The organism is Streptomyces krungchingensis (assembly GCF_054729265.1).
This window is the reverse complement of the sequence record NZ_JBPUKY010000001.1, coordinates 2,447,444-2,464,169: the sequence shown is the minus strand read 5'-3', so window position 1 is coordinate 2,464,169 and position 16,726 is coordinate 2,447,444. Positions and strand designations below refer to the sequence as shown.

The 16,726-nt window shown below is 72.1% G+C and carries 15 protein-coding genes; 13 read left to right on the top strand and 2 right to left on the bottom strand.

From position 1 onward, the window contains the following. Window positions 1-157: 157 nt before the first annotated feature. Window positions 158-2,329, bottom strand: a complete 2,172-nt coding sequence (locus tag ACSYGO_RS11005; RefSeq protein WP_460386590.1) for an MMPL family transporter — start codon at window positions 2,327-2,329, stop codon at window positions 158-160. 133 nt (window positions 2,330-2,462) lie between these two features. Between ACSYGO_RS11005 and rpe the strand changes: the two genes are divergently transcribed. From rpe to ACSYGO_RS10965, 8 genes are all read left to right on the top strand, one after another. After that, complete coding sequence (gene rpe, locus ACSYGO_RS11000; protein ID WP_426681697.1) at window positions 2,463-3,149, top strand: ribulose-phosphate 3-epimerase; 687 nt, start codon at window positions 2,463-2,465, stop codon at window positions 3,147-3,149. A gap of 78 nt (window positions 3,150-3,227) precedes the next feature. Next, window positions 3,228-4,271, top strand: coding sequence for a sugar-binding transcriptional regulator (locus ACSYGO_RS10995; RefSeq protein ID WP_432175684.1), 1,044 nt, complete (start codon window positions 3,228-3,230; stop codon window positions 4,269-4,271). Window positions 4,272-4,311: 40 nt separating this feature from the next. Further along, window positions 4,312-4,809, top strand: a complete 498-nt coding sequence (locus ACSYGO_RS10990; protein WP_426681699.1) for a guanyl-specific ribonuclease — start codon at window positions 4,312-4,314, stop codon at window positions 4,807-4,809. Next, window positions 4,806-5,183: a barstar family protein gene (locus tag ACSYGO_RS10985; protein ID WP_426681700.1), complete on the top strand. Its 378-nt coding sequence runs from the start codon at window positions 4,806-4,808 to the stop codon at window positions 5,181-5,183. The genes ACSYGO_RS10990 and ACSYGO_RS10985 overlap by 4 nt, the downstream gene beginning before the upstream one ends. Window positions 5,184-5,290: 107 nt before the next feature. After that, on the top strand, window positions 5,291-6,733 hold the full coding sequence (locus ACSYGO_RS10980) for a GuaB1 family IMP dehydrogenase-related protein (protein ID WP_426681781.1): 1,443 nt from the start codon (window positions 5,291-5,293) through the stop codon (window positions 6,731-6,733). 196 nt (window positions 6,734-6,929) lie between these two features. Next, the gene (locus tag ACSYGO_RS10975; protein WP_426681701.1) at window positions 6,930-7,325 is read left to right on the top strand and encodes a hypothetical protein; all 396 of its coding nucleotides are present in this window, start codon (window positions 6,930-6,932) and stop codon (window positions 7,323-7,325) included. A 629-nt stretch (window positions 7,326-7,954) separates the two neighbouring features. Then, window positions 7,955-9,421: an amino acid permease gene (locus tag ACSYGO_RS10970; RefSeq protein ID WP_426681702.1), complete on the top strand. Its 1,467-nt coding sequence runs from the start codon at window positions 7,955-7,957 to the stop codon at window positions 9,419-9,421. A gap of 10 nt (window positions 9,422-9,431) precedes the next feature. Continuing rightward, complete coding sequence (locus ACSYGO_RS10965) at window positions 9,432-9,884, top strand: Lrp/AsnC family transcriptional regulator (RefSeq protein ID WP_015661832.1); 453 nt, start codon at window positions 9,432-9,434, stop codon at window positions 9,882-9,884. Window positions 9,885-10,037: 153 nt separating this feature from the next. On the opposite strand, the gene ACSYGO_RS10960 is transcribed toward ACSYGO_RS10965, so the two are convergent. Continuing rightward, window positions 10,038-10,778, bottom strand: a complete 741-nt coding sequence (locus ACSYGO_RS10960) for a GntR family transcriptional regulator (RefSeq protein WP_426681703.1) — start codon at window positions 10,776-10,778, stop codon at window positions 10,038-10,040. Window positions 10,779-10,989: 211 nt separating this feature from the next. On the opposite strand from ACSYGO_RS10960, the gene ACSYGO_RS10955 reads away from it, so the two are divergent. The 5 genes from ACSYGO_RS10955 to ACSYGO_RS10935 all read left to right on the top strand — a co-directional run bounded on the left by ACSYGO_RS10955 (window position 10,990) and on the right by ACSYGO_RS10935 (window position 16,600). Continuing rightward, on the top strand, window positions 10,990-12,147 hold the full coding sequence (locus tag ACSYGO_RS10955) for an ABC transporter substrate-binding protein (RefSeq protein ID WP_460386588.1): 1,158 nt from the start codon (window positions 10,990-10,992) through the stop codon (window positions 12,145-12,147). Then, window positions 12,144-13,046: an ABC transporter permease gene (locus tag ACSYGO_RS10950; RefSeq protein WP_460386587.1), complete on the top strand. Its 903-nt coding sequence runs from the start codon at window positions 12,144-12,146 to the stop codon at window positions 13,044-13,046. The genes ACSYGO_RS10955 and ACSYGO_RS10950 overlap by 4 nt, the downstream gene beginning before the upstream one ends. Then, window positions 13,034-13,858, top strand: coding sequence for an ABC transporter permease (locus ACSYGO_RS10945; RefSeq protein ID WP_460386586.1), 825 nt, complete (start codon window positions 13,034-13,036; stop codon window positions 13,856-13,858). The genes ACSYGO_RS10950 and ACSYGO_RS10945 overlap by 13 nt, the downstream gene beginning before the upstream one ends. A gap of 4 nt (window positions 13,859-13,862) precedes the next feature. Continuing rightward, complete coding sequence (locus ACSYGO_RS10940; protein ID WP_432175679.1) at window positions 13,863-14,924, top strand: ABC transporter ATP-binding protein; 1,062 nt, start codon at window positions 13,863-13,865, stop codon at window positions 14,922-14,924. Window positions 14,925-15,088: 164 nt separating this feature from the next. Beyond that, on the top strand, window positions 15,089-16,600 hold the full coding sequence (locus tag ACSYGO_RS10935) for an HAD-IA family hydrolase (RefSeq protein WP_460389701.1): 1,512 nt from the start codon (window positions 15,089-15,091) through the stop codon (window positions 16,598-16,600). The last annotated feature ends 126 nt before the right edge of the window (window positions 16,601-16,726 follow it).

Genomic DNA, 16,726 nt, shown 5'->3' with positions numbered 1-16,726 from the left:
GTCCACCGCCGGACGATGGTTCCCGTCCAGCGCGGGACGGTGACGCCGGTTCACCGCCGGACGGTGGCGTCGGATCCCTTCCCGGCGGGGACCCGGCCGGCGCCGCCACAGCGCCCGGACGGGCCGGAGGCCACCACCCGGGGCGCCGCCACGCGGCCTACTCCTGCCGTGCCGCCGGTTCCGGGGCCGCGGGGGAGTCCGGCTCCGTACGCGCGGAGGGCTCCTCGTGGGCGAGGCGGTGCGGCCACCACACCTTCTCTCCCGCGTCCAGGAACAGGGACGTCACGAGGACCGAGCGCACGACGAAGGTGTCCAGCAGCACGCCCAGCGCCACCGCGAAGCCGATCTCCGCGAAGGCGACCATCGGCAGGGTGCCGAGGGCGGCGAAGGTGCCGGCCAGGACGAGGCCGGCGGAGGTGATGACGGCGCCGGTCGCGGCCAGGCCCGTCACCACACCCGTGCGGGTGCCCTCGCGGGCGGCCTCCTCACGGATCCGGGTGGTCAGGAAGATGTTGTAGTCGATGCCCAGGGCCACCAGGAACACGAACACGAAGAGCGGGAAGTCGGTCTGCTCGCCCGCGTAGTCGAAGACGTGCCGGAAGAACAGCGCGCTCGCGCCGAGCGCCGCCGCGAAGGACAGCACGACGGTGCCGATCAGCAGCAGCGGGGCCACCAGGGCGCGCAGCAGGACACCCAGGATCAGCAGCACGACCACCAGGACCGCCGGGATGACCAGGATGTTGTCGTGGGTGGTCGCCTCCTCCATGTCGAGGAGGGACGCGGTGCCGCCGCCGACCTCGGCGTGGGCGCCGGGCACCGCGTGCACCGCGTCGCGCACCCGCTCGACGGTCCGTTTCGCGGCGTCGCCGTCCGCCGGGTCGGTCATCGTCGCCTCGAACAGCACCTTGCCGTCGTACGAGGGTTTCGTGCCCTCGGGCACGGCGATGCTGTCCGCCACCACGCCCTTCGTGCCGGCCACCGCGGCGCGCACCTGGTCCGCCCGTGCCTGGTCGGAGATGACGACCAGAGGGTCGCCGCTGCCGGCCGGGAAGTACCGCGCGGACACCTCCTGGCCGGTGATCGAGTCCGGTTTGCCGGTGAACGCGTCCGCGTTGCCGATCCCACCGGCGCGGAGCTGGAGCAGACCGAGCGAGAGGACGGCGAGGGCGAGCGCGGTGGCGACCCACACCACGCGCGGACTGCGCGCGATGCGCCCGCCCATGCGGGCCCACACGCCGCTCGCGGTCGGGTCGGCCGAGCCGAGGTGCGGGATCACCGGCCAGAAGATCCAGCGGCCGAAGACGAGCAGCAGGGCCGGGAAGAGGGTCAGCATGGCGAGCAGGGCGATCGCCACGCCGATCGCGGCCACCGGACCGAGGCCGCGCGTCGAGTTCATCTCGGCGGCCAGGAGCACGAGCATGCTGAGGACGACCGTGGCGCCGGAGGCGAGCACGGCGGGGCCCGCGCGGTGCAGGGCGAGCGCCATCGCCTCGTGGCGGTCCTCGTGGCGGCGCAGCTCCTCGCGATAGCGGGCGACCAGCAGCAGTGCGTAGTCGGTGCCCGCACCGAAGACGAGGACGGTGAGGATGCCCGCGCTCTGGCCGTTGACGGTCAGTCCCGCGTGTTTCGCGAGGAGGTAGATCAGCGCCTGGGCCGTGAAGAGCGCCGCGACCACGCCGATCAGCGGTACGAAGATCAGGGTCGGGCTGCGGTAGGTGAGCAGCAGCATCACGATCACGACGGCCATCGCGGAGAACAGCAGCGTCGAGTCGATGCCCTCGAACGCCTTGGAGAAGTCGGCGGAGGTGCCTCCCGGGCCCGTGATGTGCACGCTGAGCCCGGCGCCGCTCCGGCCGACCCGGTCGCGCAGCGAGTCGACCGCGGGCGTGATCTCCTCCCAGCCCTTCTCGTCCATCGTGATCGGGACGAAGATCTGGGCGGCCTCGGGGGCGGTCGGCGTGTCGTAGACGGGACCGCGGGTCTCGGCGCCGCGTACGCCGTGGGCCGTGAGCGCCTTGATCTCCCGGACGTCCTCGGTGATCCGCTGCCGGTCCCGGTCGGTGAGCCCGCCGTCGCGGGCGTAGACGACGACCGCGGGGATCTGCTCGGGCCTGAACCGGTTGGAAGCGTCCAGGACTTGGGTGGACTCGGCGGAGCCGGGCAGCCAGGAGGCCGCGTCGTTGTCCTGTGCGTCGGTGAGCTTCGAGGCGAGCGGCGCCGCGACCACGAGCACCACGAGCCACAGTCCGACGATCAGCCACTTGCTGCGGCGACCGCACACGAAGCCGATGAGTCCCTGGCGCGCATGGCGCCCCTGTCCGTCCGTCATGGCCACCCCCGTAGCCCTTCCTGGATCCGGTCGGCGGCCAGCATGGCATGACGAAGGGCCCCGCAACATCCGCCTGAGGGTCCAGGTACGGACCGGGGAGAGCAACCGGCCCGGGGCATGGCAGGCTTGGGGCATGGCCGTGCAGATCAACCCCAGCATCCTGTCCGCCGACTTCGCCCGTCTTGCCGAGGAGGCAAAAGCGGTGGAAGGGGCGGACTGGCTCCATGTCGACGTCATGGACAACCATTTCGTCCCGAATCTCACGCTCGGTGTGCCGGTCGTAGAGTCCCTGGCCCGTGCGACGGACACGCCCCTGGACTGTCATCTGATGATCGAGGACGCAGATCGGTGGGCACCGCAGTACGTCGAAGCGGGGGCGGGATCCGTCACCTTCCACGTCGAGGCCGCCGCGGCCCCGGTGCGGCTGGCCCGGGAGATCCGCGCCAAGGGTGCCCGCGCCTCGATGGCGCTGAAGCCCGCGACCCCCATCGAGCCGTACGAGGATCTGCTGCCCGAGCTGGACATGCTGCTGATCATGACGGTCGAGCCGGGCTTCGGCGGCCAGGCCTTCCTCGACATCATGCTCCCGAAGATCCGTCGCACCCGTGAGCTGATCAGCAAGCACGGCCTCGAACTGTGGCTCCAGGTGGACGGCGGCGTGTCGGCGTCCACGATCGAGCGGTGCGCGGAGGCGGGGGCCGACGTGTTCGTCGCGGGCTCGGCGGTGTACGGGGCGGCGGACCCGGCGCAGGCGGTACGTGCATTGCGCACCCAGGCCCGGGACGCCACTGCCCAGGCGGCATGGGCGTGCGACCACTGAGCCAAGGGAACGTGAACGGCGCCCATCCGGGCTGATCAAGTACGCCGGATCTGCAAGGATGAACGGCGAATCCAGAATGTGAACAGCAGTGAGGAGATCGCCGTGTCGGGTATGTCGGCGGGCCGGTCAGCCATGCGGATGGGACCCGCTGAGCTGGTGCAGGCGGCGGCCATGGCCCGCCGCTTCTACCTCGAGGGCAAATCCAAGATCCAGATCGCGGAGGAGTTCGGCGTCAGCCGCTTCAAGGTGGCCCGGGTCCTGGAGACCGCTCTCGAACGGGATCTCGTGAGGATCGAGATCCGTGTGCCCGCAGAGCTGGACGCGGAGCGCTCCGACGCGCTGCGTGCCCGCTACGGGCTGCGGCATGCCGTCGTCGTCGAGTCCCCGGCCGAGGCCGAGGAGTCGCCCGACCCGGAGAACCTCGGCGAGGTGGCCGCCGACCTGCTCGGCGAGCTGGTCAACGAGGGCGATGTGCTGGGTCTGGCCTGGGGCCGCTCCACCATCCACATGGCGGCAGCGCTCGACCGGCTGCCGCCGTGCACCGTGGTGCAGCTGACGGGCGTGTACGACGCCGGGACCGCCGAGCGCGGTTCGGTGGAGGCCGTGCGCCGCGCGGCCCAGGTCTCGGGCGGGGACGCGCACCCCATCTACGCGCCGATGCTGCTGCCCGACGCGGCCACCGCGGCCGCGCTGCGCCACCAGACGGGGATCGCCCGCGCCTTCGAGTACTTCGACAAGGTCACGGTCGCGTGCGTCTCCATCGGTTCCTGGGAGCCCGGCATCTCCACGGTGCACGACATGCTCAGTGACGAGGAGCGCGCGCACTACGCGTCCCTCGGTGTCGCCGCCGAGATGTCCGCGCACCTCTTCGACGCGGAGGGGCGCCGGGTCGGGCGCGATCTGGGCGAGCGCTGCATCACGGTCGAGGCCGACCGGCTGCGGCGCATCCCCGAGGTCGTGGCCATCGCGGGCGGGCAGCGCAAGGCCGCCGCGATCGACGCGGTGCTGCGTTCCGGGCTGGTCACCAGCCTGGTGACGGACACCTCCGCGGCGGACTATCTGATGACGGCCGGGCCGACGCCGCGTCCCGCGCTCAACCGGGCGGACCCGGACGGGTCCTGACAACGCGCCCGTCCGGGGTGGCCGTGGCAGCATCGGCGGCATGCTGCTGCGGTCCGTTCCCCGTGCGCTCTCCGGCCTCCTGCTGTGCCTCGCGGTTCTTCTGACGGGCTGCGCGTCGACGGACACGAACCCCTCGACGGGCACGACGCCGACGGCCACGCCGACCGGCACGCACGACTCCAGCGGCACGCGGGCGTCCTCCGACACGTCGGCACCGACGGGCGCGGGCACGCCGACGGCGACCCCCTCGTGGGCCGGCGGCATGCCCACCGTCGCCGAGTCCCGGCTCCCGGCCGAGGCACGCCGGACCCTCGTACTCATCGACCGGGGCGGCCCTTTCCCGTACGCCAAGGACGGATCCGTCTTCGGCAACTTCGAACGGCTGCTTCCGCCGCACGAGCGCGGGTACTACCACGAGTACACGGTCCGGACCCCGGGCGAGCGGGACCGGGGCGCCCGACGGCTGGTCACCGGGCTGCACGGCGAGGTGTACTACACCGATGACCACTACGAGTCGTTCAGGGCGGTGCTGAGATGACCCGAAGCCCCCTCGCGGAGGTCTGCCACGCGGCCGGCTGGCAGGTCAGCGTGCTCGACCTGACGGGGATCACCGACAAGGCGGGCTTCATGGCGCGCTGCGTGCGCGCCCTCGACCTGCCGGACTGGTTCGGGCGGAACTGGGACGCGCTCGCGGACGTCCTCGGCGACCCGGACTGGGGGCCCGCGAGTCCGGGCAGACTGCTCGTGGTGACCGGCTGGCGGCAGTACGCGAAGGCGCGGCCCGACGAGTGGGAGGTCGCGCAGCAGGTGCTGGAGTCGGCCGCCGGGCACTACGAACGGTTCGACGCGGCACTCTCCGTCGTCCTCTCTCTCGGAGGATCCGACGAACTCCTCCCTGACCAGCCTGGATGATCTGTGCGGGCACCGCATACAGGACGGCATGGGACAATGAAGTACGTGCTCTTCCCCCTGGCTGACCTGTCCGGGGGCCACCTCTGATCGACTGGGATGTGCAGCACGTGCGTTTCCTCAACGACATCCAGCCCCCTTACGACCTGACGTACGACGACGTCTTCATGGTGCCGAGCCGCTCCGCGGTCGGTTCGCGTCAGGGCGTGGATCTCACCTCCCCGGACGGCACGGGTACCACGATCCCGCTCGTCGTCGCCAACATGACGGCGATCGCGGGCCGCCGGATGGCCGAGACCGTCGCCCGCCGCGGCGGCCTCGTCGTCATCCCGCAGGACATCCCGATCGAGGTCGTCACCGAGGTCATCAGCTGGGTCAAGGGACGCCACCTGGTGCTCGACACCCCCATCGTCCTGGCGCCCCACCAGACCGTCGCCGACGCGCTGGCGCTGCTGCCCAAGCGCGCGCACAACGCGGGTGTCGTGGTGGACGAGGACGGTCGCCCGGTCGGCGTGGTCACCGACGCCGACCTCACCGGCGTGGACCGCTTCACGCAGCTGACCGAGGTCATGTCCCGGGACCTGCTGCTGCTCGACGCGGAGATCGAGCCGCGCGAGGCCTTCAACAGGCTGGACGCCGCCAACCGCCGCTACGCCCCCGCGGTGGACGGCGACGGCAGGCTCGCCGGCATCCTCACCCGCAAGGGCGCCCTGCGCGCCACGCTGTACACGCCGGCCACCGACGCGGGCGGCAGGCTGCGCATCGCCGCCGCCGTCGGCATCAACGGCGACGTCGCGGGCAAGGCCAAGCAGCTCCTCGACGCGGGCGTCGACACGCTCGTCATCGACACCGCGCACGGCCACCAGGAGTCGATGATCAGCGCGATCCGGACGGTGCGCGGGCTCGACCCGCAGGTGCCGATCGTCGCGGGCAACATCGTCGCCGCCGAGGGCGTGAAGGACCTCGTCGAGGCGGGCGCGGACATCATCAAGGTCGGTGTCGGGCCGGGCGCCATGTGCACCACCCGCATGATGACCGGCGTCGGCCGGCCGCAGTTCTCCGCCGTCCTGGAGTGTGCCGCGGAGGCGAAGAAGTACGGCAAGCACGTGTGGGCCGACGGCGGTGTCCGGCACCCGCGCGACGTCGCCATGGCGCTGGCCGCCGGCGCGTCGAACGTGATGATCGGCTCCTGGTTCGCCGGGACGTTCGAGTCCCCGGGCGACCTCCAGCAGGACGCCGACGGCCGTCTCTACAAGGAGTCCTTCGGCATGGCGTCCGCGCGTGCCGTCCGGAACCGCACCAGCGACGAGTCGGCGTACGACCGGGCCCGCAAGGCGCTGTTCGAGGAGGGCATCTCGACCTCGCGCATGTTCCTCGACCCGGCCCGTCCGGGTGTCGAGGACCTGATCGACTCGGTCATCGCGGGTGTCCGCTCCTCCTGCACCTACGCCGGTGCCAACTCGCTGGACGAGTTCGCCGAGAAGGCCGTCGTCGGTATCCAGAGCGCGGCCGGCTACGCCGAGGGCAAGCCGCTGCACGCCAGCTGGAGCTGACGCCCGCACCCGCCGTACGGCCCCTTTCCCCGCTGCGGGGGGAGAGGGGCCGTACGCATGTCGTGCCCCGGACGGGCCGGTGGGTGACGGGGGGACCGGGCGGCGGTCGGTCGGGGGAAGGTCGGTCGAGGGAGGGGCGGACCGGCGGGCGTCAGGTTCTCTTGACGTCAAGCTCGCTTGACGTGACGCTGGAGACATGACGACGCCACAGAGCATCGAACCGCAGCACACCCTGCTGACGGCCGTGGCCCGCCTCGACGACCTGCGGGTGCGGGATTCGCTGGCCGGGGCGGGGAGCGACGCCGAGTCACTCGACCGGGCCGAGCTCCTCGAACTCCTCGCACTGAGCGAGGTGGTCGCCCGCAAGGCGGCGCACGGCCGTCAGCTCACCGTCCGCGCCGCCCGTGAGAGCGGTGCCTCCTGGTCGCAGATCGGCGCGGCCCTGGGCACCAGCAAGCAGGCCGCCTGGGAGGCGCATACGCGCTGGATCGACACGCAGGCGGCGGCCTACGGGCAGCCCGGGCTGATGGGCTTCGACGAGGACGACACGGCGCGGGCGCGGGAGCTGGCCGGGGATCCGGACGAGAGCTGAGACCGTCGACGGGTCCGGCCGGGAGCGCACCGGCACCGGTGTGCGGCCGTGATCGGCGGGGGCGTACACACGGTGCCCGGTCGGCTGTGCGCCGCGGAGACCGGCCGGCCGGGCGCACGGGTGGCCTGACGGCTGCCCGCGCGTGGTGGCCTGGTGAGTGTGCTGCGGCCGGTGTGGGCTCGCGGTGGCCGGCCGCGCACGCGGCGGCGGCGTGGCTGTCGGCGTACGGCTCGCGGCGGACGGGGGCGGGGTCGGCCGCAGGGTGGTGACGGGTCGTGAGATCGCTTTCGGTCGGGGGCAGTTCGGGGGTCGTGGAGCGGTGTCCGCGGGAGGGCCCGGCGCGGTCCGTGCCCGACCCCGCGAGGCCGTCGCGAACCCCCGCGCGACGTGCGAAAAGGCGCCTCACGCAACCATCGAAAGGGGTCGCGCAACGAACACGCGCCGGCATGCGATGAACGCAACGATCTTGCGGAGATGCGCAAGGTTGCTGCATTACGCCCGTGAAGGCCGGACTCGTAGGGTCATGCGCTGTACATAGGCGTGGCGGGGACCCCGCTCGGTGGGTTCCTGCTCGCAGGGGTGCCGCCGGTCCCCGCTGTTCCGACCGGCAGCGATCAAGGAGCCAGCGCGTGCTCGACCAAGGCGCACCCCCGCAGTCCCGCACCACATCCTCCCCACCGTCCCCCGGCGTCGGCGCGCGCCTCATGCGCCGCAAGCCGGTGGAACGCCTGGTCGCCGAGGGCGGCCAGGGCGAGGGAGGAACGCTGCGGCGCTCCCTCGGGCTGTGGCAGCTCACCATGATCAGTATCGGCGCCACGCTCGGCACCGGCATCTTCGTCGTCCTCGGCGAGGCCGTCCCCAAGGCCGGGCCCGCGGTCACCCTGTCCTTCGTGATCGCCGGACTCACCGCGCTCTTCTCCGCCCTCTCCTACGCCGAGCTGGCGGGCACGATCCCGGTCGCCGGGTCCTCGTACTCCTACGCGTACGCAACCATGGGCGAACTGATCGCCTGGATCTGCGGCTGGTGTCTCGTCCTGGAGTACGGCGTCTCCGTCGCGGCCGTCGCGGTCGGCTGGGGCGAGTACCTGAACGAGCTCCTCGACGGCACCATCGGCGTCACCATCCCGGACGCGCTCTCCGCGCCGCCCGGCGACGGCGGCGTCTTCAACCTGCCGGCCCTCATCGTGGTGCTGCTCGCGATGGCCTTTCTGCTGGGCGGGGCGAAGGAGTCGGCGCGCGCCAACACGATCATGGTGATCGTGAAGATCGCCGCGCTGGTGCTGTTCTGCGCCATCGGCGTCCAGGGCTTCCGCTCCGGCAACTACGAGCACTTCATGCCGCTCGGCATGGCGGGCGTCAGCGCCGCGGGTGCGACCCTCTTCTTCTCCTACATCGGCTTCGACGCCGCCTCCACGGCCGGCGAGGAGGCGAAGGACGCGCAGCGCGACCTGCCCCGCGCGATCATGCTGTCGCTGGTCATCGTGACGGCCCTGTACGTCCTCGTCGCGGCCGTCGCCGTCGGTGCCAAGCCCTGGCGGCGGTTCGGCGACTCGGAGGCCGCGCTCGCCGAGATCATGAAGGACGTCACCGGTCAGACCTTCTGGGGCACCCTGCTGGCCGCCTGCGCCGTCATCGCCATCGCGAGCGTCGTCCTGACCGTCCTGTACGGCCAGACCCGCATCCTGTTCGCCATGTCCCGCGACGGCCTGGTGCCCAAGGTCTTCTCCAGGGTTCACCCGAAGACCGGCGCGCCCCGCGCGAACACGGTGATCGTCTCGCTCTTCTGCGGCGTCCTCGCCGCCTGCATCCCGCTCGGCCAGCTGGCCGACGCCACCAGCATCGGCACGCTCTTCGCCTTCGCGCTGGTCAATGTCGCCGTGGTGGTGCTGCGCCGGACCCGCCCGGACATGCGGCGCACCTTCCGGGTGCCGCTGTCGCCCGTGCTGCCCGCGATCGGCTTCGCGCTGTGCGTGTGGATGATGGGCAGCCTCTCGGCCGTCACCTGGGTGGTCTTCGGAGTCTGGATGGCCGTCGGGCTCGTGTTCTACTTCAGTTACGGCTACCGCCGCTCCCGTATCGCCACCGTAGAAAAGTGAACCACCCGCAGTGCTGAACGATCTCGACGAACGCATCGTGCACGCCCTCGCCGAGGACGCCCGCCGCTCCTACGCCGACATCGGGCAACTCGTCGGCCTCTCCGCGCCCGCCGTGAAGCGGCGCGTGGACCGGCTGCGCGCGACCGGCGCCATCACCGGTTTCACCGTACGGGTGGACCCGGCGGCACTCGGCTGGGAGACCGAGGGGTTCGTCGAGATCTACTGCCGTCGCAACACCTCTCCGGAGACCATCCAGCGGGGGCTGGAGCGCTATCAGGAGGTCGTGGCCGCCTCCACCGTCACCGGGGAGGCGGACGCGGTCGTGCAGGTCTTCGCCTCCGACATGCGGCACTTCGAGCGGGTCCTCGAGCGGATCGCCGGGGAGCCGTTCGTGGAGCGGACGAAGTCGGTTCTGGTGCTGTCGCCCCTGCTGCGGAGGTTCTCCTCGGGGTCGCCCACGTAGTCGGCGTCCCTTCAAGTGGCCCTGTGCGCCCATGGGGTGGGGGTCGGGCGGTGCTCGGGTGCGAGGTCCGTCCGCGCTGGGCGCGCCGTTCCTCGCGCCCCCGTGCGGAGTTGTTCCGGGCCGGGCTCGCCGGTTCCCGCGTCTCTCGCGGGGCTATTCCGCCGTCTTCCTCGCCAGGGCGTTGTTTCCCGTCGAGTTGTGCACGCTGAAGCTCACGGCGTCCGAGCGGTAGCGGTCGTCCGACCACTCCACCGGGCGCCCTTCGCGTGTCGTGGTGACCCGGCGGACCCGCAGCAGCGGGCTGGTGCGGCGCACGCCGAGCAGTTCGGCGTCCTGGGCGCCCGCCGCGACCGCGTCGATGACGTGCTCGCCGTAGGCGAAGACCACGCCGGTGTCCTCGAAGAGCCGCTGGGTGACGGACGGGCAGTCCGGTTCGATGACCTCGACGGCGGGGGAGACCCAGTCCGCGTACACCGTCCGCTCCAGCAGCACCGGCTCGCCGTCCAGGCCGCGGACCCGCAGCACATGCAACACCCTCGTCCCCTCGCGGAGTTGAAGGCGTACGGCGTCCTCCGTCGTCGCCGGGTGGTACTCCTGCGCCACCACATGCCCCGTCGCCTCGCGCCCCATCGCGCGCGCCCACTCGGCGAAGCTGCGCAGCTCGGCGAAGCTCTGGCTGCGCCGGCTGGCCAGGACCACGCGCCGGGCGCCCTGCCGTGAGCCGATGAGCCCCTCGGCGGTCAGCGCCGCCACCGCCTGGCGGACCGTGCCGCGCGACACGCCGTACCGGGCCGCGAGGTCCGTCTCCGCGGGCAGCAGACTGCCCACCGTGTACTGCTCGCGGTCGATCGCCCGCCGCAGTGCGTCGGCGATCTCCTCGTGTCGCGCCGCCATGCTTCCCCTCGGATCCGGCTGCTGTGCACAGCGTGATCAGCCTAATCGAGATCGGGACGTGTTCGGGCATGCCCGGGATTGTGCAGGGAATCGGGGGTCACGGTTTCGCCAAAGTTTACGGACAGGACACCACTGGCGGGCCTACTGAGGCCAACTTGTTCAGACAAGTTCTCCGCTCCATCACACCCTCGTGCGTACTCCTGGAGAGACCGTGACCGTGTTCCTGCCGAGGACCGCCCTCCTCACCGGCGGCCTCGCCGTCGCCGCCGCACTCGCCCTGAGCGCCTGCGGCGCCGCCCCCGACGACAAGGCGACCACCGCCGACGGCAAGAGCGCGGCCACCGCGACCTCCGCCGCGGACCTCGGCGGCCTCGACGCCCTCGTCCGGGCCGCCAAGAAGGAGGGCACGCTGCACGCGATAGCGCTGCCCCGCGACTGGGCGAACTACGGCGCCCTCATCGACGGCTTCAAGAAGAAGTACGGCATCCGGGTCGAGGTCGAGAACCCGGACGGCTCCAGCCAGGACGAGATCAACGCCGTCACGTCCCGCAAGGGCCAGGACCGCGCCCCCGACGTCCTCGACCTCGGCAGCTCCTTCGCGCTGAGCGCCGCCCAGCAGGGGCTGCTCGCTCCCTACAAGGTGGCCGGGTTCGGTGGCATCCCCGAGGGCCAGAAGGACGCGGAGGGCCGCTGGTACAACGACTACGGCGGCTACATCTCCATCGGCTGCGACGCCAAGAAGGTCAAGGAGTGCCCGACGACCTTCAAGGACCTCCTCAAGCCGCAGTACAAGGGCAAGGTCGCGCTCAACGGCAACCCCACCAAGTCCGGTTCGGCCTTCGGTGGCGTCTACGCGGCCTCGCTCGCGAACGGCGGCTCCTTCGACGACATCCAGCCCGGCCTGGACTTCTTCGCCGAGCTGAAGAAGAACGGCAACTACACGCCCGTCGAGTCGACCCCGGCCACCGTCGAGAAGGGCGAGACGCCGATCAGCATCGATTGGGACTACCTCAACGCCGGTTACGCCGACGAGTTCAAGTCCAAGGGCGTCGACTGGAAGGTCGCCGTACCGGCGGACGGCCAGTTCTCCCAGTACTACTCGCAGGCCGTCAACAAGGGCGCCCCGCACCCCGCGGCCGCGCGCCTGTGGCAGGAGTACCTGTACAGCGCCGAGGGCCAGAACCTCTGGCTCGAGGGGTACGCCCGCCCGGCCCTGATGACCGCCATGGACAAGGCCGGCACGCTCGACAAGACCGCCGCCGGCAAGCTCCCCGCCGTCTCCGGCACCCCGAGCTTCCCCAGCGAGGCCCAGCAGAGCAAGGCCAAGACGGTCCTCGCCCAGGGCTGGGGCAAGGCCGTCTCCGGATGACCGCCGTCCTCACCGAGACCGACACGGCGCCCGCCGCTGCAGTCAAGCAGCAGCGGCGGCGCCGCGCCTCCGGCCCGCTCGCCGTCGTCCCGCTGCTCGTCTTCGTCGCGGTCGCGTTCGGCATCCCGGCCCTGGCCATGCTGAACGGCGCGTTCACCGTCAAGGATCAGGCCACCGGCACCACGTCGTACACCGCGGCCAACCTGACCGCCTCGCTCCAGGGTGCCTATCTGACCGCGCTGGTCGGCAGCGTCAAGCTGTCGGCCGTCTCCGCGGCCCTCGCGACCGTCCTCGGACTGCCGCTCGCCCAGGCGGTGGTGACCTCCCGCTCGCGTGCCCTGCGCGAGGCCGTGCTCACCGCGTCCGGCGTCCTCGCCAACTTCGGCGGTGTCCCGCTGGCCTTCGCCTTCGTCGCCACCCTCGGCAACTCCGGTGTGCTCACCCGGCATCTGGGCCTGACCGGCAAGGGCTGGAACCTGTACAGCTTCTGGGGCCTGGTGGTCGTCTACCTGTACTTCCTCGTCCCGCTGATGGTGCTCACCATCACGCCCGCCCTCGACGGACTGCGCTCCCAGTGGCGCGAGGCCGCGCAGAACAACGGCGCGACCGCCTTCCAGTACTGGCGGCACGTGGCCCTGCCCGTCCTCGCGCCCTCGCTCCTCGGCGGCCTGGTGCTGCTGTTCGGCAGTGCCTTCGCCGCGTACGCGACCGCCGCGGCCATGGTGGGCAGCGCGGTCCCGCTGGTCACCCTCCAGATCGCCGACGCCATCTCCGGCAACGTCCTGGTCGGCCAGGAGAACGTGGCGCTCGCCCTCAGCCTCGACATGGTCCTCGTCGCCGGACTGGTCATGGCCGTGTACCTGCCCCTGCAACGACGGAGCGCGCGATGGCTCGCCTGAACCTGTGGCGCTGGGCCGTCCTGGCCCTCGCCGGGCTGTACTTCCTGGTGCCCCTGGCGGCGTCCGTGATCTTCACGGTGGACGTGCCCGGCCGGGGTGTCACCCTCGACGCGTACGGCGAGATCGTCTCCACCGACGGCTTCGGCTCCAGCCTGCTGCTCTCGCTGGAACTGGCCGCCGCCACCATCGCCGTCGTCCTGCTGCTGATGGTGCCCGCCATGGTCGCGCTGCGGCTCGGCGCGCCCCGGCTGCGGCCGGTCGTGGAGGTGGTCTGCTCGCTGCCGCTGGTCGTCCCGCCGATCGCGTTCGTGGCCGGGATCTCCACCGTGCTCAAGTGGGGTCCCGAACACCTCTCCCGCACCCCGCTGTTCCAGACGTTCGTGGCCCTCCAGAACCCCGGCTTCCCGTTCGTGCTCGTCCTCGCGTACGTCGTGATGGCGCTGCCGTTCGTGCACCGTGCCCTGGACGCGGGGCTGCGTGCCGTCGACGTACGCACCCTCGTCGAGGCCGCCCGCAGCTGCGGCGCCGGCTGGCCGCAGGCGTTGGTCCGGGTCGTCCTGCCCAATCTGCGCGGGGCCCTGCTGAACGCCTCCTTCCTCACCCTGGCCCTCGTCCTGGGCGAGTTCACGGTGGCCCAGCTGCTCGGCTTCCAGCCGTTCGCCGTGTGGATCTACAGCGTCGGCGGTTCGCAGGCCCAGCTGTCCGTCGCCGTCTCCGTGCTCAGCCTCCTTGTCACCTGGGCACTGCTCCTCACGCTCGCCGTCCTCGGCGGGCGCTCCCGTACCGCAACCGCTTCGGCAGACCGGGGATGAACCCATGACCGTCGCCACGCTCGAAAAGGCCGCCACCGTAGAATTCCGGGGTCTACGACGGGAGTTCGGTCCGACCGTCGCCCTCGACGGCCTCGACCTGACGGTGCGGCCGGGTGAACTCCTCGCCCTCCTCGGCCCGTCCGGCTGCGGCAAGACCACGGCCCTGCGCATGCTGGCCGGGTTCGAACACCCCGACTCCGGCGAGGTGCTGGTCGACGGCGAGGACGTCACGGGAGTCCCGGCGCACCGCCGGGACGCCGGGATGGTCTTCCAGTCCTACAGCCTCTTCCCGCACCTGAGCGCCCTCGACAACGTGGCCTTCGGGCTGCGCATGCGCAAGGTGCGCACGGCGGAACGGCGCTCCCGGGCGGCCGAGTTGCTCGACCTCGTGGGCCTGGCCGACAAGGGCGAACGCTTCCCCCACCAGCTCTCCGGCGGACAGCAGCAGAGGGTCGCCCTCGCCCGGGCACTCGCGCTGCGGCCCCGCGTCCTGCTGCTGGACGAGCCGCTCTCCGCGCTGGACGCCAAGGTGCGGCTCACCCTCCGCGACGAGATCCGCCGCCTCCAGCAGGAACTCGGCATCACCACCGTGTTCGTGACGCACGATCAGGAGGAGGCGCTCTCCATGGCGGACCGGGTCGCCGTCATGCGCGCCGGGCGGCTCGAACAGTGCGCCGCACCCGCCGAGCTGTACGGGCGCCCGGCCACCGCCTTCGTCGCCGAGTTCGTGGGCACGATGAGCCGGATCCCCGGGCAGCTGGACGGTGGGACCGTCGAGGTCCTCGGCCTGCGGCTGCCGGTGGACGGCGATGCCCCGGCCGCACGGGAGGTCGACGTGCTCGTACGGCCCGAGGCGGTCCGGGTCCGCGCCGACGACGGCGGTGCCGCCCAGGTCGTGGCCACCGCGTTCCTCGGCGCGGCCACCCGCGTCACCGTGCGGCTCGCCGACGGGACCGAGGTCAAGGCCGACCTGCCCACGCACGAGGCCGCGGCACTCGGCCCGGGCGGCGCGGTCACGGTGAGCCTGCCCGACAGGCCCGTCCTGGTCGCCGAGCGCTCCGCCTGAACGGCGCGCGAGCGCTCCGCCTGAACCCCGCGTCGAGTGCTCCGCCCGAACGGCGCGGGGCACGCGCCGGCGAGAGCACCGGCGCCCCCCACACAGACACCCGCACGCGTCCCACCTACCGGCACCCCCCACCGACGAAAGAGAGCCCCGTGACCCACCGCACCATCCAGCGGCCCACCCTCCAGGCCGTCCTGTTCGACATGGACGGCACGCTCGTGGACACCGAGCGGCTGTGGTGGGAGGCGGTGGAGCAGGTGGCCGACGGGCTCGGGCACGGACTGACCGGCGCCGACCAGCCCGAGGTGCTCGGACGGCCCGTCGAGCACACCGCCGCATGGCTCGGCGGGATCACCGGAGCCCCGGTGCGGGAGATCGCCGAGGAACTGCACGGGGAGTTCGCGCACCGCGTCCGCACCGGCATCGTGCCCCGTCCGGGGGCGACACGGCTGCTGGACGCCCTGGCCCGTGACGGCGTCCCGACCGCGCTGGTCACCGCGTCGCCCCGGGCCGTGGCGGACACGGTCCTCAGGGCTCTCGGGGCCGAACGCTTCGCCGTCTCGGTCACCGCCGACGACACCGAACACACCAAGCCGGCCCCCGATCCCTACCTCGCCGCCTGCCGCGCCCTCGGCGTCGAGCCCGCCGCCTGCGTCGCCGTGGAGGACACCCCGACCGGGGTCACCTCCGCCGAGGCGGCGGGCTGCGCCGTGCTCGCCGTGCCCTCCCTCGCGCCGATCGCCCCCGCCGCCGGACGCACCGTCCTCGCCAGTCTGGAGGAGGTGACCCCGGACGGGCTGCGGGCGATGGTCGCGCCGCGCGAGCTGCGCGTGATGAGCTGGAACCTCTGGTGCGGCGGCACCAAGGTCGACGACCACCGGGCGAAGCAGCTCAAGGTCATCACCGAGACGGGCGCTGACGTCGTCGGGCTCCAGGAGACGTACGGGGACTCCGCCCGGGAACTCGCCGACGCACTCGGCTGGCACCACCACCGCGCCGGCGACAACCTCGGCGTCATCAGCCGGTACCCCGTCACGGCCCGTCTGGGCGACCCGGACGTCGGCTTCTACGGCGGGACGGGAGTGCGGATCCGGCTGGACGACGGACAGCAGCTGGACGTGTGGACCGCCCACCTCGACTACACGCCCTACGGTCCGTACGAAGCCTGCTTCGACGGGCTCGCGGCGGACGAGCTGATCGCCCACGAGGGCGTACGTCTGGAGCAGATGCGGGAGGTCCTCCGACGGATCGACGACGCGGCCGACGGCGCGCTCCCGGTGGTGCTGACCGGCGACTTCAACGCGCCTTCGCATCTGGACCGGCAGGACGTCGAGTGGCCGGTGACGAGGGCCGCCGAGGAGGCCGGCCTGCGCGACTCGTACCGCGAGGCCCACCCCGACCCGGCGCGGGAACCGGGCCACACCTGGTCGCCGGTCCACGTGCTGCACGAGGACGGCAGCGGGCGGCCCGAACCCCAGGACCGCATCGACTTCGTCCTGCACCGCGGTCTGCGCGTGCTCGACTCGCGCACGGTCGTCAGCGGCACCCCGCGATGCTGGCCGGACGTCGCGGGCAACGACTGGCCGTCGGACCACGCGGCGGTCGTCACGACCTTCGCGCTGCCCCCGGCCGCCGGTCCTGGCGCGGTCCAGCCGGCCGGCCCGACGGCAGGTGGGTGAGCCGGGAGTCGGCGTGGACAGCCATTGCGCTTCGAGTACGCCATCCCCTAGGTTGATCCGCGCACTCGCTACCAGCGAGTAACACCGATGGGTAACGAACCGTCGCCCGGCCACCCGACCGTCCTG